The sequence below is a fragment of the Peribacillus faecalis genome (genome assembly GCF_014712675.1).
GTDB classification, from domain to species: domain Bacteria; phylum Bacillota; class Bacilli; order Bacillales; family DSM-1321; genus Bacillus_AD; species Bacillus_AD faecalis.
Genome location: NZ_JACXSI010000043.1, coordinates 1 through 23,555, shown reverse-complemented (window position 1 = coordinate 23,555; position 23,555 = coordinate 1). Strand labels below are relative to the sequence as shown.

At 39.1% G+C, this 23,555-nt stretch carries 24 protein-coding genes; 5 read left to right on the top strand and 19 right to left on the bottom strand.

The genetic code is table 11. The features are described 5' to 3' along the window. Nucleotides 1-367: 367 nt before the first annotated feature. From IEO70_RS15420 to IEO70_RS15405, 4 genes are all read right to left on the bottom strand, one after another. Nucleotides 368-868 (bottom strand): YpuI family protein, encoded by a 501-nt coding sequence (locus IEO70_RS15420; protein ID WP_190999264.1) that lies wholly within the window; start codon nt 866-868, stop codon nt 368-370. A 33-nt stretch (nt 869-901) separates the two neighbouring features. Next, entirely contained in the window at nt 902-1,273 is a 372-nt protein-coding gene (locus tag IEO70_RS15415; RefSeq protein WP_190999263.1) for a hypothetical protein, read from the bottom strand. A 119-nt stretch (nt 1,274-1,392) separates the two neighbouring features. Next, on the bottom strand, nt 1,393-1,959 hold the full coding sequence (gene scpB, locus IEO70_RS15410; RefSeq protein ID WP_190999262.1) for an SMC-Scp complex subunit ScpB: 567 nt from the start codon (nt 1,957-1,959) through the stop codon (nt 1,393-1,395). Beyond that, complete coding sequence (locus IEO70_RS15405; RefSeq protein ID WP_190999261.1) at nt 1,952-2,710, bottom strand: segregation/condensation protein A; 759 nt, start codon at nt 2,708-2,710, stop codon at nt 1,952-1,954. Before IEO70_RS15405 ends, scpB begins: the two co-directional genes overlap by 8 nt. 214 nt (nt 2,711-2,924) lie before the next feature. Between IEO70_RS15405 and IEO70_RS15400 the strand changes: the two genes are divergently transcribed. Further along, a complete protein-coding gene (locus tag IEO70_RS15400; protein ID WP_190999260.1) occupies nt 2,925-3,038 on the top strand; it encodes a YjcZ family sporulation protein in 114 nt (37 codons plus the stop codon). A 112-nt stretch (nt 3,039-3,150) separates the two neighbouring features. Then, nucleotides 3,151-3,675 (top strand): DUF309 domain-containing protein, encoded by a 525-nt coding sequence (locus tag IEO70_RS15395; RefSeq protein ID WP_190999259.1) that lies wholly within the window; start codon nt 3,151-3,153, stop codon nt 3,673-3,675. Nucleotides 3,676-3,735: 60 nt separating this feature from the next. Here IEO70_RS15395 and IEO70_RS15390 read toward each other — a convergent pair whose 3' ends face one another. Then, a complete protein-coding gene (locus IEO70_RS15390; protein ID WP_190999258.1) occupies nt 3,736-4,101 on the bottom strand; it encodes a GNAT family N-acetyltransferase in 366 nt (121 codons plus the stop codon). Nucleotides 4,102-4,519: 418 nt separating this feature from the next. Here IEO70_RS15390 and IEO70_RS15385 point away from each other — a divergent pair, with 418 nt between their 5' ends. After that, nucleotides 4,520-5,407 (top strand): DUF1002 domain-containing protein, encoded by an 888-nt coding sequence (locus IEO70_RS15385; RefSeq protein ID WP_190999257.1) that lies wholly within the window; start codon nt 4,520-4,522, stop codon nt 5,405-5,407. A 42-nt stretch (nt 5,408-5,449) separates the two neighbouring features. On the opposite strand, the gene lysA is transcribed toward IEO70_RS15385, so the two are convergent. From lysA to IEO70_RS15360, 5 genes are all read right to left on the bottom strand, one after another. Beyond that, on the bottom strand, nt 5,450-6,772 hold the full coding sequence (gene lysA / locus IEO70_RS15380) for a diaminopimelate decarboxylase (RefSeq protein WP_190999256.1): 1,323 nt from the start codon (nt 6,770-6,772) through the stop codon (nt 5,450-5,452). Between the two features lie 111 nt (nt 6,773-6,883). Then, nucleotides 6,884-8,359 (bottom strand): spore germination protein, encoded by a 1,476-nt coding sequence (locus IEO70_RS15375; protein ID WP_190999255.1) that lies wholly within the window; start codon nt 8,357-8,359, stop codon nt 6,884-6,886. Continuing rightward, nucleotides 8,340-8,921: a stage V sporulation protein AE gene (locus IEO70_RS15370; RefSeq protein WP_190999254.1), complete on the bottom strand. Its 582-nt coding sequence runs from the start codon at nt 8,919-8,921 to the stop codon at nt 8,340-8,342. Before IEO70_RS15370 ends, IEO70_RS15375 begins: the two co-directional genes overlap by 20 nt. Nucleotides 8,922-8,979: 58 nt before the next feature. After that, nucleotides 8,980-9,396 carry a stage V sporulation protein AB gene (locus IEO70_RS15365; RefSeq protein WP_190999253.1) on the bottom strand — a complete coding sequence of 139 codons (417 nt, stop codon included), beginning with the start codon at nt 9,394-9,396 and terminating at the stop codon, nt 8,980-8,982. Continuing rightward, nucleotides 9,383-10,009, bottom strand: coding sequence for a stage V sporulation protein AA (locus IEO70_RS15360; RefSeq protein ID WP_190999252.1), 627 nt, complete (start codon nt 10,007-10,009; stop codon nt 9,383-9,385). The genes IEO70_RS15365 and IEO70_RS15360 overlap by 14 nt, the downstream gene beginning before the upstream one ends. 190 nt (nt 10,010-10,199) lie before the next feature. Between IEO70_RS15360 and IEO70_RS15355 the strand changes: the two genes are divergently transcribed. Then, nucleotides 10,200-11,297, top strand: a complete 1,098-nt coding sequence (locus tag IEO70_RS15355) for a carbohydrate kinase (RefSeq protein ID WP_190999251.1) — start codon at nt 10,200-10,202, stop codon at nt 11,295-11,297. Nucleotides 11,298-11,316: 19 nt separating this feature from the next. Then, nucleotides 11,317-12,228 carry a pseudouridine-5'-phosphate glycosidase gene (locus tag IEO70_RS15350; RefSeq protein WP_190999250.1) on the top strand — a complete coding sequence of 304 codons (912 nt, stop codon included), beginning with the start codon at nt 11,317-11,319 and terminating at the stop codon, nt 12,226-12,228. A 66-nt stretch (nt 12,229-12,294) separates the two neighbouring features. On the opposite strand, the gene IEO70_RS15345 is transcribed toward IEO70_RS15350, so the two are convergent. The 9 genes from IEO70_RS15345 to IEO70_RS15305 all read right to left on the bottom strand — a co-directional run bounded on the left by IEO70_RS15345 (nt 12,295) and on the right by IEO70_RS15305 (nt 23,261). Beyond that, nucleotides 12,295-15,063, bottom strand: coding sequence for a dynamin family protein (locus IEO70_RS15345; RefSeq protein ID WP_190999249.1), 2,769 nt, complete (start codon nt 15,061-15,063; stop codon nt 12,295-12,297). Nucleotides 15,064-15,643: 580 nt separating this feature from the next. After that, nucleotides 15,644-16,903, bottom strand: coding sequence for an MFS transporter (locus IEO70_RS15340; RefSeq protein ID WP_190999248.1), 1,260 nt, complete (start codon nt 16,901-16,903; stop codon nt 15,644-15,646). Nucleotides 16,904-17,018: 115 nt separating this feature from the next. After that, the gene (locus IEO70_RS15335; protein ID WP_206711619.1) at nt 17,019-17,654 is read right to left on the bottom strand and encodes a response regulator; all 636 of its coding nucleotides are present in this window, start codon (nt 17,652-17,654) and stop codon (nt 17,019-17,021) included. Nucleotides 17,655-17,664: 10 nt separating this feature from the next. Then, a complete protein-coding gene (locus tag IEO70_RS15330) occupies nt 17,665-18,786 on the bottom strand; it encodes a GAF domain-containing sensor histidine kinase (RefSeq protein ID WP_190999247.1) in 1,122 nt (373 codons plus the stop codon). Nucleotides 18,787-18,916: 130 nt separating this feature from the next. Beyond that, nucleotides 18,917-20,209 (bottom strand): NCS2 family permease, encoded by a 1,293-nt coding sequence (locus IEO70_RS15325; RefSeq protein WP_328820943.1) that lies wholly within the window; start codon nt 20,207-20,209, stop codon nt 18,917-18,919. A 203-nt stretch (nt 20,210-20,412) separates the two neighbouring features. Further along, entirely contained in the window at nt 20,413-21,171 is a 759-nt protein-coding gene (gene sigF / locus IEO70_RS15320) for an RNA polymerase sporulation sigma factor SigF (protein ID WP_190999246.1), read from the bottom strand. A 13-nt stretch (nt 21,172-21,184) separates the two neighbouring features. Beyond that, entirely contained in the window at nt 21,185-21,625 is a 441-nt protein-coding gene (spoIIAB, locus tag IEO70_RS15315; RefSeq protein ID WP_190999245.1) for an anti-sigma F factor, read from the bottom strand. Next, nucleotides 21,626-21,976 carry an anti-sigma F factor antagonist gene (gene spoIIAA / locus IEO70_RS15310; protein ID WP_190999244.1) on the bottom strand — a complete coding sequence of 117 codons (351 nt, stop codon included), beginning with the start codon at nt 21,974-21,976 and terminating at the stop codon, nt 21,626-21,628. Between the two features lie 112 nt (nt 21,977-22,088). Next, nucleotides 22,089-23,261 carry a D-alanyl-D-alanine carboxypeptidase family protein gene (locus IEO70_RS15305; protein ID WP_328820942.1) on the bottom strand — a complete coding sequence of 391 codons (1,173 nt, stop codon included), beginning with the start codon at nt 23,259-23,261 and terminating at the stop codon, nt 22,089-22,091. Between the last annotated feature and the right edge of the window lie 294 nt (nt 23,262-23,555).

The following is a 23,555-nucleotide window of genomic DNA, read 5'->3' as shown; positions in this document are numbered from 1 at the left end:
TAAGATTGGGCATTTTTTGAAATCCACTTGTTTTCTCCTTACTTTTCTTCGCTACTTGCTTCGTTTAGTTTTTTTATTTTCACAGAAAAAACCGTCACCGGTCCTTTTTCAACATGATTATGCTACTTAGATTCGCCTCGTTGAAAAAGGAGCCATGCGGGAGGACTAAGATGAATCACACAAGAAACCCGATCTTGGTTTCTTGGGGGAGGCAGCTTAGGACCGAGCATGGCAGGTGTAAGGTTAGACAGTTATCCAAGTTCAAAAATTATATACGCTAAAAACCGTCACCGGTCCGTTTTCTAAAAAAAAATGACCTCTATTCACAGAGCTCATCATAAAAACTGCCTATTCAAGTTTTCCAAAATTAAATTTTATAATTGCTTGGGTTAATCATTTTAGTACGATAGTCCGTTTCGTAATATTCCAAGTCTTCTCTGACACTTTGGAAGCCGCTTTCTAAGCGTTTAATTAAATCAGATAATGACGGTGCCACTTCCTGATGAAATTTAATGGAATTCTTGCCTGTATATGCAGATCGGCTATCTTCATACCAGGAATCATTTTTAGGAGAGAAAAACTCCTCGATGCATTGATGAAAAATTTTATATAATGTCTTCTCTGCCGCGATTTTATGAAATACTTCATTATTTAATACAATATTGCACGCCTCATAGCCTTCTTCACAATACACAACCAATCTTCGCAAATTCGAAAGCAAGCTTTTATAATAATCTTCATTTGCGTTTTGCTCATGCAGAAGGCTATCCTTCGTTGTCACATTCAAGTACTCTTCCAGATCCTTAACAGTTGTGCCCAGAAATTCGCTCACTTCTTCCAGCTGTGATTTAACAAGACTATTGCTCATAGTTTGACATCCCCTTTATCCAAACTGATATTTTCATCTTTGATCAAGCTGTTGAATCATACTTTCAATTTCTTTAAAATTAGTATTTTTTAAGTATTCCAAAAAATCCGATTGTTCATTTACATATATTCTTTTTCTGTTTGTTCCTTGAGGGTGATGCAGCAAGTATATCAAGGCCACGATATCTCTTAAGAAATACTCCTGATTGCCCGCTTTAAAAAGCAGGTCTTCTGAATAAGGAATAACGGTTTTTGCTTCATTTTCGAAAAAAGCAACGTACAAAACATGAAGCGTTCTCTCTTCCCCTTCAAGATTAAAAATCACTTCCGAACGCGTAAAAAAATCCTCAGGTGTATTTGGCTGCGCTTTTATTAGCTCATATCCTCTACACTTTATCAGCTTCAATTGCTTCCCTCCCAATGAAAAGCTTAAACGAATAAATGACTGACTTTGAAAATGTTTCCTTATATATTATCATACTTTTCAAATTTGCTGTCATATCATTTATCCGTATTTTTCCACAATTAATTAGGGAGCCCAAAAAATAAGTCCGCTTCTTCATCTAAGTCGTCTTCTGTCGCTTCTTCCAATGGTGGAAGCTCCTTCAACGTTTTCAATCCGAAACAGTCTAAAAATTCCTTTGTTGTTCCATAAAGAATCGCTCGTCCTGTTCCATCTGCTCTGCCGACTTCTTTAATAAGAGCCTTGGCTGTTAAAGTTTGCAAAGATCGGTCTGTTTTCACGCCGCGAATTTCTTCAATTTCCACTCTTGTGATCGGTTGCTTATATGCGATAATCGCCAAAGTCTCTAAAGCAGCTTGTGATAAAATGCCGCTGCCCGGGCTCTCCACAAGTTTCTTCAAATAATCGGAGTGCTCTTTTTTCGTCACCATTTGGAAAACGCCGCCGACTTCGATGATTTGCAATCCCCTGCTTTCATCATTGTATTGCTCTTTCATTTCCTCAATGACATTTGTTGCTTCTATATCTGTTATATCTAAAACATTGGTTATCTGCTGCATGGAAACACCTTCGTCACCGGCAGCAAAAAGCAATGCTTCAATAATCCCTTGCAATGATTTCTTACTCAATGGAGATTGCACCTTCCTTGCCTGCAATAAATAATTCTGCGAAATTGCTCTCTTGCTCTACCAATATGGCATTACGCTTCAATAATTCCAATATCGCCAAGAACGTTATGACAATATGTTCACGGTCATAAAATGGAAATAATGACTCGAAGCTGACGCGACCTTTAATGGTACCGAGATGATGCAGAACTTCCGTCATTCTTTTTTCTATTGAAATTTCCTGTCTGGCTACCTTTGTATTTAAAGGCTTTTGAAATTTCTTCCTGCGCAGAAGCTTATGATAGGCTCCAAGCATATCGTATAAAGAAACGTTCAAGTCGACCTTTTGCGGCATCAGATCTTTCATTAAATACGTTAAGTCAGTCGGAGGTTTCGAGAACATCAAACTTCTTTCTGCCTCCATCGTCTTTAAGTCCTCAGCCGCTTGCTTGTACTTCTTGTATTCCAGCAGCTTTTCAACAAGCTCATCACGCGGATCCTCTTCATAACCGAACTCTTGCTCGTCCTCTAATTCAGGCTCATGTTTCGGAAGCAGCATTTTGCTTTTAATGGCCAACAAAGTGGCTGCCATAACTAAATATTCACTGGCTACGTCAAGCTCAAGTTTCTTCATAGTATGAATATAAGATAGATACTGTTCTGTAATTTCCGCTACCGGGATATCATATATATCAATCTCCAATGTATGAATTAAATGCAGTAGTAAATCAAGAGGTCCTTCAAAAGCATCTATTTTTACGTTATATATCATCAAACTACCACCATTATTTTTATAGAGTAACACTATCTTAATATTTTATTTCCGCTGTATTACTCCTTAGTATAGTGGATTATCTGTGTTAATCCAATAGGGATTTTAAAGCTTCCCGTGACATTATTTCAATCTTTTGGGCATACGCCTATACTAATCAAGAAGCTTTTTCATATGCTGACATTGAAGTTAACCTTTTTAAGGAGGTCATCGTATGGGAGATAGTTGCTGCGGAGGCGGAGGCGGATTCGGTTACGGTAACGGTTTCGCTTTAATCGTGACATTGTTTATTTTGCTTGTTGTCGTCGGTGCCGCTTTTATTTGCTAACGTAACTAATACCCGGTGATTTTTCAACCGGGTTTTTACATAAAAATGATATTTACAAAAAATAGCGGATTTATGCGGAATTTGCTACACTTGATGGGAGAGGAGTGATGAAGTGGCTTACCCGAATGAATTTATCGCTTATTTGGTGCAGTTCCATGGAAGTCGAGATTATTTTGAGTGCCATGAAATTTTAGAGGACTACTGGAAAGAAACAGACCCTGGGAATAAAACGTCACACTGGGTCGCATTTATTTTATTGGCAGTGTCCAGTTACCATCATCGGAGGGGCAACTTTCCCGGAGCCGAAAGAACTGCGAGCAATTCTCTGAAGATTTTCAAGAATACTCCAGCAATTGTTATTCATTCCCTCGGTTTAGACTATAACCAACTGATTGAATTGCTTGAAGTATCCATTTATCAAATTAAAAGAAAAATGCCATATAAAAGCATAAACTTACCGATTATCAGCAGCAGTCTCCTTGAAAAATGCCAATCTCAATGCAAGAAAGAGGGGCTTTGCTGGTTATATTCCGGCCAAGTCACTGAAGATATTCTTCATCGGCACACGGTAAGAGACCGCAGTGAGATCATTAAAGAACGTGCTTATCAGAAGGCCCTGAGACAAACAAAAGCTTAAGTGCCCCGATTAGCACCGTCCTGCCATAATAAAAAAACAAGCTGCCGAGAGCTTGTTTTTTTACATTCCGTCCTTAATGCATCTATTATAAAAATCATTTGTGTCATCAGTAGCTTTTACTATTTTATCTTTATAAAGTTCATGTATTTCATTTACCATCAAACTGCCGATCCCTTGCTGGCGAAAAGAAGGATTTACTGTAATATGCTGTATAATAACTTCCGACTCCAATCCATCCTCTTCTAAAGTAATCCCTATCAACCCGATAATATCTTCGTCTTCCTTCCACAAAAACAGCTGCCAATTGCTTTCGATCTCATATTGTTTAATTGTAGCCTGAAGTTTCTTCAAATCCTTCTCATTCGGCATAAACGAAAGTAGACCCATAGCGATTTTTTCCAAATTCTTTCTATAACGTATTAGCATATTTTTTACCTCTTTTATTCAAAGAACATATTATTTTACTGACAATAAATACGTACTATATTCTACAAGAAAGTCATTTATCTATCAACTATGCAATGAACCGCCAATAAATCATGCCCCAGCTGACAGTCAAAATGACTAAAATAACTAATAAAACAATATTACTCTTTCGCAAAGTTCCCATCCTTTCGCATGATTTGCCATCTTTTTACACAAGTATGTATCGTGACAAATATTATTAGAAAATTAACTCAAAATCAACGAAAACTTTTAGACAAAAATTGCAAAAAGGATTCATGGGGCATTTGTTGAATTCTCTTTCTTATGCTATCTTTGTAATTGCCCATGTTTTAACAATGAAAAGCTATGAAACTTTTATTGCAGTAAATCGTCTACATATAGAAGGAGGTTTTACAAAATGAAACTACGAAAGATGAAAATATGGCTGGCTTTATTGCTGACCTGCTTTTTAATAATACCGATTCAAGCGATGGCTGACGCCGCTCCCGGAGATGTTATAGTCACACTCGGAGAAAACTTGACGCAGGAACAACGAACAAAAATACTGGATGAAATGGGTGTTGATAATAGTGCTGAGATTGTCACTGTTTCAAATGCGGAAGAGCATGAATATTTAGGACAATATATATCAGCACGATTAATCGGCACAAAAGCACTTTCCTCATCAAAGATTACACTCGGAGAGAGCAAATCCGGTTTAATTGTAAAAACAAATAATATTAACTGGGTTACAGAAGAAATGTATATTAACGCTTTAGCTACTGCAGGTGTTAAAGACGCTGAAATTTATGTGACAGCTCCATTTCCGGTTTCCGGCACTGCTGCTTTAACCGGTATTATTAAAGCCTATGAAATTACTGCAGACAAAACAATTTCAGAAGATGTGAAGCAAGCAGCCAACGAAGAGATGGTCACAACAGTCGAACTTGGTGATCAAATCGGTTCGGATCAGGCATCTGCGCTTATTACTAAGATTAAAGAAGAGATGTCCGCTAACCCTCCGGAAACAGAAGAAGAAGTAAAAACATTAGTTGAAAACTCTGCTGCTGATTTAGGAATTGAATTAACAGATTCACAGTTGCAAAGCCTTGTTGATTTATTCAATAAATTGAAAGAATTGGATATTGATTGGAATGCTGTCGGAACACAGCTGAAAGAAGCGAAAGATAAACTATCAAACTACTTAAGCTCCGAAGAAGGACAAAACTTCTTGGAAAAGCTAAAGGATTTCTTTGCGAGTATTATTGATGCAATAAAAGCATTTTTTAGCTCTAATAAAGAATAATAACAAAAACGGTCTAGCTCTTTGATGAGCCAGACCGTTTTATTATTTTTTCATAGCCGCTTCCCTTAAAGGCAAGTCAAGCTTAATCAAATCTTGCAACGATTCACGTTTTATCACGAGACGGTCCTGTCCGTCTTCGACAAAAACAACAGCCGGACGTTGAATGCGGTTATAATTGTTGGCCATAGCATAGCCGTATGCACCTGTACAGAACACGGCTAAAAGATCATCTGAAGTTGTCTTCGGCAACGGCAAATCCCAAATAAGCATATCACCGCTTTCACAGCATTTCCCTGCAATAGAAACCTTCTCTTCTGTCCGGTCGTGAACGCGATTTGCCAAAACAGCATCGTATTTTGCACTATAAAGAGCCGGACGTATATTGTCGCTCATCCCTCCATCTACCGCTACATATTTGCGCACATTTGGTATATCCTTCGTACTGCCAACCCGATAAATCGTTGTGCCGGCATCGCCAACAAGAGAGCGTCCGGGCTCTATCCAAATTTCAGGAAGTGCCAGTCCGAATTGTTCAGCTAATTTTTTTACGGTTACGACAATTTCTTCAACATAATTTGAAGCAGGAAGAGGCGTATCTTCCGCAGTGTAGCGAATACCGAATCCGCCTCCCAAATTTAGCACTTTTGCCTGAAAACTGAACTGATCATTCCATTCTTTAAGCTTATTCATTAGTTTTTCAGCTGCTAAAAGAAAACCTGTCGTTTCAAAAATTTGCGAGCCGATATGACAATGCAATCCAAGCAGATTAATTCCGTCACTTTTACCCGCAAACAACATCGCTTTTTCGGCTTGCCCATTTTCCAAGTGAAAGCCGAATTTAGAATCTTCCTGTCCTGTCACAATATAATCATGCGTATGCGCCTCCACACCAGGTGTCACACGCAGTAAAATCGGCATAACCTTATTCTTTTGCTGACACAATCTTGAAAGTGTCAGCAGTTCCTGTTCATTGTCTACAACGATGCAACCGATTTGTTCCTCAATAGCCATTTCCAGTTCTTCAATGCTTTTATTATTACCATGAAAATGTATCCGTTCCGGCGGAAAACCGGCAGCTAATGCTGTAAACAGCTCCCCGGCCGAAACAACATCCAATGATAGCCCTTCTTCTTCCACCAATTGAATCATGGCAATTGAAGAGAATGCTTTACTTGCATAAGCAACTTGAGAGGGCACACCTAAACGATCGAATGTCTGTTTAAAGCCTCTCGCTCTTTCCCGAATCAGATTGACATCGTATATATATAGCGGTGTTCCGTATTTCTCCGCCAGTTTTACTGTATCTTGTCCTCCAATTTCTAAATGCCCTTGTTCATTCACCTTGCTTGTGCCATAAAAATACATAATGTCCATCCCTCTCCTTGAAACTCGCCATATAGAAAAAGCCTCGAATATATAAATTATTATAAAGTTATCATAATAATCGAACAACTTCAAGGCATGGCCTAATCATAATCACGGTTGTTTATAGCGATTGCGGGGATGTACAATACTCGGGCGTATTTTCGACCCTGGAACAGAGCGTCTGACGAGAATTTGCAAAAAGGCCTTCGGATTAAATGGAATAAACGGCCACATATATGGTGTTTTTAAAGAACGCATGTGCACCAGGAATAATATGTAAATCGTTATACCGATGATGAAACCAGGAACTTTAAATAGAGCGACCGCCAGCAAAAAGAAGAGACGGGCTATTTTATTGGCTACCCCGAGTTCCAAGCTGGGCGTTATGAAAGTTCCAACCGTTACAACAGAGACATATAAAATAACTTCACCGACAAAAAAGCCGACGTCAATTGCTATTTGACCGATTAATACAGCGGCCACTAACCCCATCGCTGTCGACAGTGGCGTTGGTGTATGTATTGCTGCCAGCCTCAAAAACTCCACTCCTACCTCGCCTAATAATATTTGGATTAGTATATGGATATTCGTCTCGTCATTCGGGCCGACAAAAGCCAGCCGTTCCGGCAATAAATACGGCTCCATAACAAACAGAAACCATAGCGGCAACAAAAATAATGATGCAAATATGCCGATATAGCGAATCCATCTAACAAATGTTCCGACAGCCGGAGACTGACGGTATTCCTCGGCATGCTGTACATGATGAAAAAAAGTTGTCGGCATGATAATAACACTTGGAGAGGTGTCAACATACACAAGCACATGCCCTTCCAACAAATGAGCAGAGCCTACATCTGCTCGCTCTGTATATCTGACCAGCGGATAAGGGTTATATCCCGGACGGACCATGAATTCCTCAACTGTTTTATCAGCCATAGTTAGCCCATCTGTTTTGATCGATTGGAGTTTCTCTTTAACTGTAGCAATTAAATCCGGATTAGCTACATCTTTTATATATCCGATTGCGATATCTGTTTTAGAGCGTTCACCGACCTTCATAATTTCAAATCGCAAACGCTCATCTCGAATGCGCCTTCTTGTCAAAGCTGTATTGACAATTATATTTTCCACAAATCCATCGCGAGAGCCGCGAACAACTTTCTCGGTGTCAGGCTCAGAAGGCTGACGTCCCGGATAGCTCCTCACATCCACTACGAGTCCTTCTTCAACACCATCAACAAGAAAAACGACCAGCCCTGAAAGCACTTGATCGACGAGCTCATCAAGCGTATAAATAGGAGAAACGGATTGATTGACCAGACGATTTTCAATGACAGGAAAAATATTATAATTGGTTCTTTCCTGATCATTTAAATCCACTAATTCCTTCAATAATTCAATAATAAATTCGGTGTCACATAAACCGTTAATATAATAAACATTCACATCTTTACGGAGAACTTTAATCTTTCTGACTCCGAGATCGAAGCTTTCACCAAGCCCGACCCGTTTCTTCATAAATTCTTCAATTTCAGCTAAATTACCGGTAATCTTTTGTGTTTTTTCATTTTGTTTCTTTGTCATAAAAGCCACTTCTTTCAAGAATTACTTCCACTGCCATTTTTGTAATTGGTGAACCCCTTTTTAAATGGTCGTGGAGTGCCATCTTTCCAATGTCTCCAATACCGACTACTATCGGTGCCTTTATAGAATCAATACTGTAAACAGTATCTCCGGTTAACTTTCCAATCTCCATCTCGGGTAAACCATTCTTATCGACGCCATAAGGGGTCAAATTCCCGTCTCTATCAATGCATACATCAACCTTTGTCCATTCGCGCTGTTTCGTTTTCGAAGCTACTGCAACAATGCCCAGTATTTCAATATCAGGATGAGAACTGATGTATTTCATCGCCCGCTCTCCTTCGCCTTCTCCTACAAAACCGCTATCATCTACCATTACAAGAACAGGATCACAGGCTGCAGCTTTAATTAATTCAACTATTTCCCTTCCTTTTAACGCAGTCGGGTTCCCTTGCGATAGCGAAATACACCTGCCACCAATTTCCCGGGCAATAAGTTCTACTGTTCGTTTCGCATATTCATCACCATCAGTGATTAAAATGACTTTTCGCTTTTCGCTCATGAACCGTAATCCTTTCATCTCATCATTATTATTCTAGTTGCTATTTGACGACCGTCGGCTATAAATAGACAAAATATATCCATTGAAATAAAGAGCCCGCTATTTTGCCTAAAACTATTGCCATTAGCAAATAGATGATTTTGCCGTCAATGCCGATTCTTTTCGCAAGAATTGGTATAACATTCAATACTTCTGTTAGCGCCGCTGCCAACATGCCGTTAAATGCACCACTAAACAAGCCGATAAATGCAAGCAAAACAACAGGGGCACGGAGCACTAAATCATGAAAACTGATCAGGCTCCCAAAAATAGCGCCAGCCACTACAGCCACCTCATACAGGTGCAGGCTTTTTTGTGTTTTTGTAAGCTGCGTAAGACGCGGAATAACTCCCAGAACAGCCAAAAATGCAACAAATCCTGAGCCTACCGCGATTCCCCATGCCAGCCATATAAACACAACACTAAGTGTGATCATCTATGTCTCTTATACTTTCTTGATTTTCCGTCATTAACACATATTGGTCCAAGTCCTGCTGATAGTTGAACATTTCCACCTCAAGCGGGCTCGGTTCCTCATTAAAACGCTTTTTAAAGAAATGATTAAAAAACAACACCATCCCAAGCCCAAGGCCGAAACTATAAGGGATTTGCAATATTAATGGCTTTTGTGCATCACTTCCTGTAATTAGCTTATACAATTTTTGATGAACGGCTGGCATGCTGACATCTTCATGGAAATTCATAATGGTAAGCGCAGAACCGATAAATAAAAGAAGCCAAACCAGCAAAAATAAAAAAGTGTGGTTTCCTCTTTGATTCGGCACAATTTCAATAATTGTTTGCGATGGTCCGATTACTTGAATATCGATTTTTTGATACCTCTCTGATATTTTCTCAACCACGATAGACAAATCTATAACGATAATATTGGGATCGCTCTTTGTTACCTCATAAATCGGCAATGACCTTAACTTACTTACAACTTCTTTCGCTCCAACTAACTTAGCGATATCATCCAACACAATCTTCGTCTGATTTACACGAATGTGGACTCGGTGTCTTAATCTCACATACACCATTTGTTCCATTATTTAGTCACCCCGGTCATTTCAATACCTCTACTAATGCTAGTATGCATAAATTGAAAAAATCACATGCAATATAATAGAAAATCCATCATTTACTAATTGAAACTTAGCCAAAAGGATCTTGTTGAGCCTTGTGTAAAATCAAACATTTGTTTATACTTAAAACAAATGTTTAGAAAGGCGGTGGGTTATGAACGAAAAAGAAGCACTCCTTATTAAATACATAAAGGAAAATCCTTTTATCTCTCAAAATGAACTAGCTGAAAAAATGAAACTATCCCGCTCCGCTGTCGCTGGTTATATTTCTTCACTGACTAAGCAAGGATTGTTGCTTGGAAGAGCTTATGTACTTCCGTCTAAGAAGGATGTTTTATGTGTCGGCGGCTCTAACATTGACCGAAAGATCCAAGTGATTGAGCCAATCTCCTTTGGAACTTCCAATCCTGCTTCTAGTTCGCAATCTTATGGCGGAGTCGCAAGAAACATCGCAGAGAATCTTGGAAAACTAGGATGCGAGCCTTCCTTATTAACTGTGCTTGGTGCAGACAAAGAAGGAGAGGGCCTCATGCACCATACGATGGAGTTTTCCGACTTTTCACCTTCTCAAGTGTTGCCTAATGAAGCTACCGGAACATATACGGCGGTTTTAAATACGGATGGCGAAATGGCCATCGCATTAGCAGATATGTCAATCTATGACAAAGTAACTGTTGATTTTATCGAGAAACGTTGGGGATACTTCTCTTCCTCAAAAGTCGTCATGATCGACACGAATTTTCCAAGTGACGTTTTACGCTATATTATTGAACGTTGCTATAAAGAGAACATCACTCTTTGTATTACGCCAGTTTCATCACCTAAAATCAAAAAGCTTCCACAAAGACTTGACGGTGTAACATGGATGATTGCCAACCGTGATGAAGCTCAAGCTTTGGCTAATATGAAAATCAGCAATGACGAAGATTTTCATGCAGCCGCTAAAAGCATTTTAAATAAAGGCGTTGAAAATATTATTATAACTAGAGGCAGCAAAGGCTTATTGTATATGAATGTTGCTGGAGAAGCAGGCACAATCTTGCCACCGGAAATTTCTGTTGCAGATGTGACCGGTGCCGGAGATTCCCTAGTATCGGGGTTCATTTACGCTTATTTAAATGGATATTCACTTGAGGAAGCCTGCAAAATCGGAATTTCTTGTTCCGCCCTGACATTGCAGTCAGACGAAACAGTGAACCCGGACTTAACCGAAACAAAATTGCTAGAAGCATACGCTAAATATTTTCATTAACACTAAAGGAGACATACACATGTTAAAAAACTACATCGAATACTCACAAGAAGTACTAGAAGCAAAAAAAGCCAATAAACCAATCGTAGCTTTAGAATCTACAATTATCTCTCACGGCATGCCTTACCCTCAAAACGTTCAAACTGCTAAAGAGGTAGAAGAAATCATCCGTAAAAACGGTGCGGTACCAGCTACAACAGCAATCATCAACGGCAAAATTAAAATTGGCTTAAGCGATGAAGAACTTGAATTTTTAGCAACAAGCAAAGAAATCGCTAAAGCAAGCCGCCGCGACTTCGCTTACTTAGTGTCACAAAAGAAACACGGTGCAACAACAGTTGCTGCTACTATGATTTGCGCGCAATTAGCTGGCATTGAAGTATTCGTAACAGGAGGAATTGGCGGTGTTCACCGTGAAGCAGAAAACACAATGGATATTTCTGCTGACTTGCAAGAGCTAGCGCAAACAAATGTAGCTGTAGTTTGCGCGGGTGCTAAATCAATTCTTGATATCGGTCTTACACTTGAATACTTAGAAACTCACGGTGTACCTGTAGTCGGATATAAAACGGACAAAGTACCGGCATTCTACACACGCACTAGCCCATTCAATGTTGATTTCAACATTGCTACTCCTGAAGAAGTTGCATCCATGATCCGTACTAAATGGGATTTAGATTTAAAAGGTGGCGTCCTAATCACAAACCCAATTCCTGAAGAAGATGCTATGGAAGAAGCATTCATCAATAAAATTATTGATCAAGCTCTTGAGGAAGCAAAAGAAAATAACATTACTGGAAAAAATGTAACACCTTTCGTTCTTGGCAAAGTGAAGGAATTAACAGAAGGAACAAGCTTAACAGCTAATATTGCACTAGTTAAACATAACGCAGAAGTAGGGGCGCAAATCGCTGTAAAATTACAGAAATAACGCGCACTATTCATACAAAGTAAAACAGGCATTGCTTTCAAAAATGAAAGCAATGCCTGTTTTTAATTAAGCATGTTCTATCGCTTTGCTGCCGGATGTTGTTCCTGCAGCTGTATTCATCAACTCGAATTGTCGATGACGAATTTTAAATGATGTAATAGCATCATAATAAATTTCCGGATTTTCTTTCATTTCGGCCAGAAGTGCTTGCTTCGCTTCAATTTCCTCTTCCGCTTTTTGAATAAGTTCCTGAATGTCTTTTATCGGCTCCTTAAAGAAAAACGCTAAGTCACGCTCAATTCCTTTTTCGAAGATTTCATATTGCGTAAAGAACTTATTAATAACAGAGTTCGCTGTCTCTGTATATTCTTCGTTCTCGATAAATTTCTTGTATTGATTATACAATGCTTTATTCTGCGCAATAGCTCCCAGCAACTTGCCTGCACTCTTCAATAAAAATTGGGATGGTGTATGACGAAGCAAAATATTCTCGCGCTCAAGTTGCGCACCGCTTGTCATACGGCTTATGTCTCGCTCCCAATCATTCAAGATTCTAAAGTCTCCTTCTAAATTCAAGACTTGTTCGCCATAGATATTATTGAACGTTGCCGACATTTCATCTAAGTAGTTTTTGTTTTCCAGCAGCTCCTGCTTCGCATCTGAAATCCAATTTTGCATAGAATTATTTACTGAAGGCAATACGCTACTTTGAATGTATTCCTGCAGACGTCTGTTCATTTCATCATTCAGATCTAAATGAATTTTTCGGAAGTCGCTGTCTTCTTTCAGGAAGCTTGCGCATTCACGCAATATTTCAGGTATCCGTTTCGCCATTTCTTCTTTAATGTCCGCTTTTACGTATACATACTTATTGTAAATCGTATCTGCCAGAGCATTTTCATGATCTTTTAATTGATGTATGGCTGCATTCATTTTCGAAACGATCTCTTCATTCCATACAATATCATCTTTATACTCATTTTCCTTCTCTACTCTATTTTTCAAGAAGAAAACAATCACTCGTTGAATCATCTGCAAAAGTTTGGATGAACGAATTTCTTCTTTATTTGGTTTATTCGCAAAAGAAGTTAACAAATTTTGAACAGTCTCCTGTTGTCCTGCCACAGCATACTTGGATGAGAACGGTATAACGTCTGAGTCCGGGAAGTATTGCTGAACCTTCTCTGTCACATCTTCAACAAGTTTCGCCGCTTCTTGCTTGTTATAAATTGAATCCAGCTTCGTCAAAACAAAGTTCACTGAGATAGCAGGATTCTTATCTATAATTTGCTGAGCAAGATCTCGTTCTTGATCGGTGAATGCATCTTCAGCATCTAAGACAAACAACAGCTCATCAGCTAAAGGCAGATATTCCATCAATTCCGGATCGTTTCTGCGCACTCTGAATCCCGGGGTATCTGTAATAGATATAGAGTGTTTCTTCAGCACAGTTGAAGGCATCGCAACATCAATCAACGTTCTTGAGTGTTCGCTTAGCTCCTCTGTAATTAGCTGTTTAATATCCGGCACTACTGTATCTGTCTGCAATTCTTCATCAGAAACAACTGTGACTTGAGATACATTTCCGTTCTTGATGCGCACCGTATTTGTAGTAGAGTTCTCAAATAATTCCTCTTCCAAAATTGAATTAATAAAGGCAGACTTGCCTGTCCCATTAACTCCTGCCACAAAGACATTCGTATAGCTTAAATCCATAATTTCCTGAACGAGCCAACGAACTTTTGCCCCGATTTCGATATCGTTCTCATTCGCCCACTTCGTCAAATCCTGGAATAAAGATAAGCAATCCTGCAAAATCTCCGGATTGACTGCACATTTCCATAAATCTCGTTTCGCTTCTTCAATTACTTCCTCGCGAATGACAGATGGATAAAACTCATTCCACGTCAAAATAGCCGTATATGTCCAAATCGCTTGTGTAGATTTCGTGATCCCCAACCAATTTTCTAAGAACTTCGGCATAAAACGGATTGACTCATCTAATTCGATTTTGCCGGAAAGGCTGTCTTTAAATGAATCGTAATAAAGATTTGATATCTGGTTCCAAGCAGTAGACTTAGAGACGTCGATATTCTCAATAATGCTGTCGATTGTCTCTAACCAGTTCACATAATTCTCGCTGCTTTTATACTGATTCCAAAGAGCAACTACCATCTTCTCAAAGCGAACTGAGTCAACACTATATAAATTCTCCAGCGCTAAATAAAAATAAGATGGTTCATGGGATTGCGCTTTCCCGTCATTTATATAGCCGGTAAGCATATCAAACCAATGAACATCTTCCGTTCGCAAACCTTCGTTTAATGCCAAATCAATCGCATTGTCGTTATCATTATTTTGTTCAAAAAAGTAGCGGGCGATTTTCGTTATTTTCGGGTAATCAGGGTCTAATGCCACTGCTTGCTTTATATAATCGGTCGCTAAGTCATACTTTTCCTCTTCGACATAAATTTGAAAGAGTTTAAGAGCGATCTCGGTATTCAGCAAGTTATTGTCAGTCACTATACTTTTGAATGTTTCAATAGCTGTCGGGTACAAATCCAATTCAAAATATGCATCCCCGACATTTTTCTTTGCCCATGCGCCTAACTCGTTAGAGATGCTCTCCCATTTAAAAATAGCCGCTTCATAGTCTTGGTAGTGAAAATAAATTTCCCCTTGAGCATAGCGGATATCCGATAAATCGGCCAATTCTTTTTTATTTTCCTCATGAAACATTTCACCAAGGACTTCGATAGGAAGCTTTCCTTTTTTACGGTCCTTCAGCATTGTTTCGTAAAATGTTTTTTTACTTAAATGTTGATCTATATTCATGAAATCGCCTCACTTTCAATCATATCCAAATTATGTAATACCTTAGTTACACTAAGTATAGTTGAATATGCGTTAGCCTACATTATTATTTTAACAAACTTTCTATTGGATTTTATTGCGTTTTCTTTACAATAGCAATACAATTCTATACTTATTTGCCATTTCTACGAAATATGTCTGAAAAAATAAGAAAAACCGTTACCGGTCCTTTTTCATCATGAATATGCTACTTGAATTCGCCTCGATGAAAAAGGAGACATGCTGGAACCGAAAAGCGGAAGCGGCCTGCAAGTAAGGAACAGCGACTAAGAGCGCTACATCCTGTAGCAATGTTGCTGTGACTCTCATCGTGAGAGCCCCACTCGAGAAACCCGGTTTTGGTTTTTTGGGCGAGGCAGGTAAAAGAAAGACGCCACGGCCTCATGTCTTCGCCGATATGACCTACATCCTGTAGGCCTCCGCGCATGGCAGGTGTAAGGCTAGACAGATTTCCAAGTTCAAAAATTACATACTTTCTTATATTTTGTCAAAAAAGCTTTTAAAAAAGTCATCCGAGACTTTTTAAAAGCTCCCAACCCAACTATTCCTGGCTAAGCCGCATTATATGCGTCTCTTTCGTCCAAAACAATCCCTTTTTCGAAAGGATATAAACCGATATCGCAGCTATCCATAAAAGTACACTTAATATACCAAAGCAAAGGATTACTGCTTGAACTGATATTAATTTTGTAAATAACATTAAGAGAATAATTCTGATAAACAATCCTATAAAGCGAATCACACTATCAACTCTACCCATATATTCGTTCGGGATGTGTTCCATCATAAATGTTTGCCGTGCGACTCTCGATCCGGCATTCCCTAAAGCTAAGAAAAACATAAGACTAAGGTAAAGCGGAATATCAACAAAAATAATCAATGAAACGGCGGCGGCATAACATAGAACTCCATAAACCATCGTTTTTTCATTCCCTATTTTTTTTGCAATGAATGGAACGAAGAGACCTGCGCATACGGCACCAAGACTATAGATCATACCTTCCAGCCCATAAACCCAAACATCGGCATGAAGCACTTGTTGCAAATACACCGGGAAAAGATAATTGGTAATCATCACCCCTATAAACGGAAAAGTTGCAAAAATCAAAAAGTAAAATATTTTTGGATGCTTCAACATATACACAAATCCCGTTTTCATGTTTTCCCGTTTTTTTATCTTTGAAACAGTTTCTTTTCTTTCAGATTTCACCTTGATAAAAAACAAAATAGCAATCATGTACGTCATCGCATTCAATAATAAAATCCATTGCAGCGGCACAGTCATAATCATGGCTCCCGCTATTCCTCCGGCAACCATACTAGCTATTTGACCTTGGACTTCCATGGCGCCATTTAAAGATTTATAGTATTGCTTATTAAAGTACTCTTGTGTGAAAGCAAACATTGTCGGATAGAAGATTGTGTAATATAAACTGCCGGTCACAAAAAGAACAATATAGTGGCGCAGCTCATAAATATTCCCCATAAATCCGTAACAAGAAAAAATCACCACAATCAACAAGCCAACTAACTCACCGGCAATCAGCAACTTTTTTCTAGGAAATTTATCGATTAGTCCCCCAATCAACGGTGTCAAAGCGAAATTGAATATTGTCATCAACAATGTAATATATCCTAAAGTTGTATTCCCGTCAGGTGAAGAGACGAGAAACCAAGGTATAGCAATCATCGTAATACCTAAACCAATTGATGAAGCAATATTAGCGGCTAACACATATCGAAAACGCTTATCTTTATAAATTGAATATTCCGTACTTATAGCTTGAAACAATTCCTTCATATTGCATCCCTCCTGCCTTAATCATAAAATGATTCCAGCCTGCAGGAACCGTGCAATATACGCAAGCAGCTATACTGCTTTATACTGAGCGCTCTACGACTTAAGATGCAGACAGCTAATCACATATCCCCTGCCTGACTGCATAAAGTGCTGCTTGTGTCCGGTCTTGGAGCTGAAGCTTCCCCAGTAAATTCGAAACATGTGTTTTAACCGTCTTTTCTGTAATGTTTAAAGCAGCCGCTATCTCTTTATTACTCTTGCCTTTCGCAATTTCTGTCAAAACCTCTTTCTCTCTCGGAGTTAACGGTTCAACTGTCACTTCATGATTCTTCGTTTGCAGATGATTCAACAATTGATTTGTTACTTTTGCATCAAGCACCTTCATTCCGCCAACCAAATTCATGATGGCCTCCGCCAGCTTTTCTGGATCACTTTCCTTCAACTGATAAGCGCCTGCACCTGCCTCAAGTGCAGGTATAACATGTTCTTGATCGCAAAAACTGGTCAGTATCATCACTTTCGTATCAGGGTTGTCATGAAGGATAATCTTTGTGGCATCCGTACCATTCATTAGTGGCATATTCAAATCCATAATTATAACATCCGGCTTTAGCTCTTTGGCCAGTTCAACCGCTTCTATTCCATTTTTCGCTTCTCCCACAACGTTAAAACAATCTTTCGTTTCCAAAAAAGCCGATAACCCTTTTCTGACTATCGGGTGGTCATCTGCAATCAGCAATGAAATTATCATAAGTTCCCCCTTAGAAAGGCAAAGAAACTGTTATTTCTGTACCTTTTCCTATTTCCGAATGAATTTCTGCCTCTCCATTTATCCTTTTGGCTCTATTGAGTATACTTTTCAGACCAAAAGAAGGGAGCTCAACATCCGGATTAAAATCAAATCCTACCCCTCGATCTTTTATTTTAAAAATTAACCGGCTGCCGCTCATCCGGGCAGACAATTGAATAGTTGAAACACCGGCATATTTCTTGCAATTGTTGATTGCTTCTTGTGCTATTCTCCATATCGCTTCCTCCCATTCAGCGCTAAGGACCATCTCTGCCTGTAAATCTTCTTCCACCGATAACCCGAGCATTTCCGCATAATCTTTAATAGCGCAAATCAATCCATTCTCCAATACTAACGGTCGCAACTGCCAAATAAGCTCCCCCATTTCCGACTGCGCAGTTTGAGCAATGCTTGCTATATCTTTAAATAATTGTTTTATTTCATCGCTATGACTGACAGCAACACCTGTGCCGGCCAATAATTGCGCAGAAAATAATAATTGCTTTACAGAATCATGCAGTTCTTGAGCTAATCGGCTTCTTTCCTCCGAAATCGCATTATGCCGGCTTTCCTCCGTTAATTGTATTCTTTTGATCGCACTGCCTATTTGCAGAGCTACAGACTCCAGTAAAGCTAGCTCCTCTTCTTTGAACAATGTTTTGCCGGATAGTGCAACATTCAATATGCCGACGTATTCATCGCCGGATCGAAGCGCGACAGAGGCATGATGAAGCAATCCGTATGTATCTCCATAATTGTGCGCTGCAGCTTCTTGTATCCTTTTGCATTGCAGCACATTGACAGCCTGCTTCAGCCTGCCGTCATAAAATCGATTGATACAATAACAATCTTGTCCGCACATCGGTTTATATTTCTCATTTTGCAAACCGGGCGGCAAGTTTGCCGAAGCAGCTAATTGAAGCTCTTTTTGTTCATTCAGCAAAAAAATCCAGCCGCTCTCCAAATGCAGCATTTTCAATAATAGGTTTAATGTGTCGTCTAATACAGTCGGCAATTGTATTCCCCGATTAAGACCTTCAGCTATTTCTTTTAAAAGATTCAGTTCAAAGAAATGCACTTCTTTTTCATTCATACTTCGCTCTCCTAAGTTACTAAATTCACCTTTACACCCATTATATACTATTGTATTTATTTCGCTTAAGCCGTGTTACTTCTTCATTAAATAAAAAAACTGACCCCAATGGAGTCAGTTCGATTTCCCGTTAATGAGCCGGGAAGAAAATCAGCTGGATTAAGAATAATACAGCGAAAATATAAATTAGAACGTTCACTTCTTTGCCTTTTCCGGCAATCAGCTTCGTGAATGGATAAATGATGAAACCGAATGCAATACCGGTAGAAATGCTTCCGGCTAAAGGCATGATTAAAATGATAATGAAAGCTGTAAAGGCATCCTCAAATGAAGACCATTTAATTTTTGTCAATCCGCCCATCATTAAGCTGCCGACAATGATCATTACCGGTGCTGTAATTGATGAAAGTGAAGCAATCGCTCCAACGATTGGCGAGAAGAACATTGTTAACAAGAACAAAATACCAACAACTACAGCTGTCAGACCAGTACGTCCTCCGGCTGCAACACCTGTGCTGGATTCAACATAAGCTGTTGAAGGGCTTGTCCCGAATGCCGCACCGACAATCGTTGCGACTGAATCACCGAGGAAAGCTTGCTTCGCTCTCGGGAATTTTCCATCTTTCACTAATCCGGCTTGTTCAGAAACAGCCATCATCGTACCTGTCGTATCAAAAATTGTTACTAGTAAGAAAGAAAAAATTACGGCATATAATCCATTTGAAACGATACCGCCAAAATCAAGATCAAAGAATGTCGGCGTTGGCGGCATTGACACAACACCATCGAAATGAAGCATTCCGCAGAAATAACCGATGATTGCCGTAATGATCATCCCAATGAAAAGGCCGCCCTTCACGCCACGGATCATCAATACTAACGTAATCAATAGACCGACAATCGATAATAAAGTAACCGGATTTGTTAAGTCACCAAGCGCAATCAAGTTTGATTCATTGCCGACAATAATTCCGGCATTTTTCAAACCTAAGAAAGCGATGAATAAACCGATACCGGATGAAATTCCATATTTCACTGTATCCGGAATAGCATGCAGCAGCATTTCACGAATTCTGCTTACACTAATTAATAGAAAGATAATACCTGCAATAAATACCGCACCAAAGACTGTTTGATAACTAATCCCTTGTGTGGCTACAATGCTGGCAAAATATGCATTCAAACCCATGCCGGGTGCGATAGCAATTGGATATTTAGCTCCAAGGCCCATAATTAATGTGCCGACTACAGCAGCAAAAATCGTAGCCATAAATACTTGGTCAAATGGAACACCTACACTAGAAAGAATAGCTGGATTGACAATGACAATGTATACCATTGTAAAAAATGTCGTTAACCCTGCGACTACTTCTGTTTTAACGGTAGAACCATGTTTCTGTATATTGAAAAACTGATTTAACAATCGTAAAACCTCCGATGTTTTTGAAGAAATGATGCCCATCAAAAATACGAACTTTTTTAAGGGGCAATAACTATAATATTCGTTTCCGGGTAATATTTCAAGTTTTTTTTTCGTCTTTTTATTAAACAGCTATTATTTTATGTTTCCCGGTCCCTGAATAACTATACATCACAAGCTTTCGGCATAAAAAAAAACCGTATGAATTATTCCTTCATACGGACCTTAATTTGCTGCAGAATTTTCTTTTCTAATCTGGAAACTTGCACTTGTGATATGCCGAGACGCTCCGCTACTTCCGCTTGTGTCTGGTCTTTGAAATACCTTAAAAACACAATCAGTTTTTCACGTTCGTCGAGCTCTTCAATTGCATCTTTCAAGGCCATTTTTTCAAACCACTTTGTTTCAGTGTTATCTGCAATTTGATCCAATAGCGTAATTGGGTCGCCATCATTTTCGTATACTGTTTCATGTATAGAAGCCGGCTGCATACTGGCTTCTTGAGCAAAGACAACTTCTTCAGGGGACAGTTCCAAGTACTCCGCAATTTCATTAACGGTTGGCACTCTTCCGTACGTTTTCGACAACTCTTCCTTTGCACGCCTTATTTTATTGCCTTGCTCTTTAATGGAACGACTTACTTTGACTGTACCATCGTCTCTTATGAATCGTTGAATTTCTCCAATAATCATCGGCACTGCATACGTAGAAAACTTTACATCATATGACAAATCAAACTTATCTACAGATTTTAATAATCCGATACAACCTATTTGAAATAAATCCTCAGGTTCATATCCTCGATTTAAAAAGCGTTGAACGACAGACCATACAAGACGTAAATTCATCTCTACGATAGCTTCTCTTGCTTCTTGATCTCCATCTTGGCTGCGGCGTATCAAAGCCTTCACTTCATGATCCTTTAAATGAACATTATTCGAATTCTTTTTGACCTCCACATCCATACGCATGTCTCCCTTAATTGCATATAGCCTTACTATTTGTAACGTGCTTCTTCAACGTAACAATTGTTCCCTCGCCTTTATGAGAAATAATTTTCATTTCATCCATGAAATTCTCCATGATGGTAAAACCCATGCCGGACCGTTCCATCTCAGGCTTAGTAGTAAATAGCGGCTGTTTTGCCTCATCGATGTTTTCAATGCCGACACCCTCATCTTTAATTATCAGCTCTACCACATTATCCTCTAATGTGACATCTACATAGACAGTGCCTCCCGGATCACTTTCATATCCGTGTATGATGGCATTTGTGACAGCCTCAGATACAACGGTTTTAATCTCTGTTAATTCATCCATCGTAGGATCTAGCTGAGCTACAAAAGCAGCAACAGTTACTCTCGCAAATGACTCATTTTGACTTAAAGCAGAAAACTGTAGTGACATCGAATTTTTCATTTACGCAACCCCCAATCTTTTTAAAGCACTGTTTTCAGAAGACTCCAACCGGATTATTTTAAATAATCCTGATATTTCAAACAAACGCTTTATAGAAGGAGAGATTGCACAAACATACATTTCACCTTGATGTTGCTTTATTTGCTTATAGCGTCCTAAAATCACGCCTAAACCTGAGCTGTCCATGAAACGCAATGACTCAAGGTTTAATACAAGATGTTTGATTGCTTTCTTTTCCATCACTTCAACTGCTTGTTTCTTTAACTGTTCAGCTGTGTGATGGTCCAGCTCCCCTACCAACCGAATACAAAGGACGTCTCCTTTGATTTCTGTATTTATAGTAAGACTCAATCTGTACAGCTCCCTTCTGTATTGTGTATTGAGTCAATTCTATAGCCGCTTGCATGTTTCCTTCTATGTGACAAAACTAGTGGTTATTCGTATATTTATCCTACATTTCGCACTAGCTGCCGCCATGTGTGAATAACCCCATCGACTTTTTAAACAATTGCCACCAGGTTGCTTTATTAACTGTTTCCTGCGCAACAATAGGAGATTCAACAATTGTCTTTCCATCCTTCATAATTTTCAGAGTTCCTAATTGATCGCCTTTTTTCACCGGGGCGGCAACGTTTTTTTCTGCCGTTACTTTAACATCGTATTTCTTTATATCCTCACCCTTTTTCGTTAAGAGCGAAATCGGTTCGCTTGTGACAACTTTCACCTTTTTCTGCGTCCCCTTGCTTACAACTACATCCTTTAAAGCTACGTCTTTTTTGTAAAGCGGCTGTGTTGTGTATTGAGCAAACGCATAATCAAGCATCTTCGTCACTTGCGCATTCCTAGTTTTAGGTGTATCGGCACCAAACACGACTGCAATGACACGCATATTGCCTTTTTGCGCTGTTGCTGTTAAGCAATACTTCGCTTCATTCGTAAAGCCTGTTTTCAGTCCGTCAACTCCCGGATAAAATTTAACTAACCGATTTGTATTGACAAGCCAAAACTTTTTATCTGTATTTTCCCTCAAGTAAGACTCATAGGTGCCTGTATACTTCGTAATGTCTTTGTGCTTTAAAAGTTCCTTTGCCATCATGGCCATATCATATGCTGTGCTATAATGGTTTTCAGTCGGCAAACCTGTTGCGTTTTGAAAATTAGTGTTTTTCAATCCGAGTGATTTAGCTTTTTGGTTCATCTGTTCGACAAACGCTTCCTCCGATCCGGCAAGGCGCTCTGCCATCGCAACGGAAGCATCATTCCCCGATCCGATTGCAATTCCTTGCAGCATTTGATCGGTCGTCATCTCTTCACCCGGTTCCAAAAAGATTTGCGAACCGCCCATTGATGCTGCATATTCGCTAGTCCGGATTTTTTCATCCCATTTTAATTCGCCTTTATCAATCGCCTCCATTATGAGCAACATCGTCATAATTTTCGTCATACTTGCCGGTGATAATTGCTCATCTTGATTTTTCGAGTAAAGTATCGCACCTGTATCTCTTTCAATTAAGATGGCAGATTTCGCTTCATCTGCGAGTTCGATCTCTTTTTCAGACGCAAAAACAGTCTGCAGCGGCAAACTGTAAATCAACAATGCTGCTAAAACTATTGAAAATGATTGTTTTAACTTCAAGCCAAACCCTCCAATCTTTATACTCTCATCTTTTCCAATCATTATAGTTTTATACAGAAAATACCACTTATTTAAGGGTGAATTTCCCTTATTTCCAAAGAGATGTTGATTTGACACTTTAGCGCGGAAAGTAAACGTTCATATTCACGGCATAAAAAACATAAAAAACGACCCCTGTAATACTGAAATGTACCCTTTGTAAAGGACATTTATAAAAAAGGACAGTTAGGCTGCCTGAATAAGATGATCTCTGTACTGAACAGGGGTCATCTTATTTAAATTCCATTGATACCT

What these genes read in the sequence shown, in the direction of transcription:
- IEO70_RS15420 (WP_190999264.1), bottom strand. Translation starts at nt 868, where the DNA reads ATGAGCAATAGTCTTGTTAAATCACAGCTGGAAGAAGTGAGCGAATTT.
- IEO70_RS15350 (WP_190999250.1), top strand. Translation starts at nt 11,317, where the DNA reads ATGTTAAAAAACTACATCGAATACTCACAAGAAGTACTAGAAGCAAAA.
- IEO70_RS15335 (WP_206711619.1), bottom strand. Translation starts at nt 17,654, where the DNA reads ATGATAATTTCATTGCTGATTGCAGATGACCACCCGATAGTCAGAAAA.
- spoIIAB (WP_190999245.1), bottom strand. Translation starts at nt 21,625, where the DNA reads ATGAAAAATTCGATGTCACTACAGTTTTCTGCTTTAAGTCAAAATGAG.
- IEO70_RS15405 (WP_190999261.1), bottom strand. Translation starts at nt 2,710, where the DNA reads ATGATATATAACGTAAAAATAGATGCTTTTGAAGGACCTCTTGATTTA.
- IEO70_RS15365 (WP_190999253.1), bottom strand. Translation starts at nt 9,396, where the DNA reads ATGATCACACTTAGTGTTGTGTTTATATGGCTGGCATGGGGAATCGCG.
- IEO70_RS15400 (WP_190999260.1), top strand. Translation starts at nt 2,925, where the DNA reads ATGGGAGATAGTTGCTGCGGAGGCGGAGGCGGATTCGGTTACGGTAAC.
- IEO70_RS15385 (WP_190999257.1), top strand. Translation starts at nt 4,520, where the DNA reads ATGAAACTACGAAAGATGAAAATATGGCTGGCTTTATTGCTGACCTGC.
- sigF (WP_190999246.1), bottom strand. Translation starts at nt 21,171, where the DNA reads ATGGATGTGGAGGTCAAAAAGAATTCGAATAATGTTCATTTAAAGGAT.
- IEO70_RS15345 (WP_190999249.1), bottom strand. Translation starts at nt 15,063, where the DNA reads ATGAATATAGATCAACATTTAAGTAAAAAAACATTTTACGAAACAATG.
- IEO70_RS15390 (WP_190999258.1), bottom strand. Translation starts at nt 4,101, where the DNA reads ATGCTAATACGTTATAGAAAGAATTTGGAAAAAATCGCTATGGGTCTA.
- IEO70_RS15360 (WP_190999252.1), bottom strand. Translation starts at nt 10,009, where the DNA reads ATGGAACAAATGGTGTATGTGAGATTAAGACACCGAGTCCACATTCGT.
- IEO70_RS15375 (WP_190999255.1), bottom strand. Translation starts at nt 8,359, where the DNA reads ATGACAAAGAAACAAAATGAAAAAACACAAAAGATTACCGGTAATTTA.
- lysA (WP_190999256.1), bottom strand. Translation starts at nt 6,772, where the DNA reads ATGTATTTTTATGGCACAAGCAAGGTGAATGAACAAGGGCATTTAGAA.
- IEO70_RS15355 (WP_190999251.1), top strand. Translation starts at nt 10,200, where the DNA reads ATGAACGAAAAAGAAGCACTCCTTATTAAATACATAAAGGAAAATCCT.
- IEO70_RS15330 (WP_190999247.1), bottom strand. Translation starts at nt 18,786, where the DNA reads ATGAATGAAAAAGAAGTGCATTTCTTTGAACTGAATCTTTTAAAAGAA.
- IEO70_RS15340 (WP_190999248.1), bottom strand. Translation starts at nt 16,903, where the DNA reads ATGAAGGAATTGTTTCAAGCTATAAGTACGGAATATTCAATTTATAAA.
- IEO70_RS15370 (WP_190999254.1), bottom strand. Translation starts at nt 8,921, where the DNA reads ATGAGCGAAAAGCGAAAAGTCATTTTAATCACTGATGGTGATGAATAT.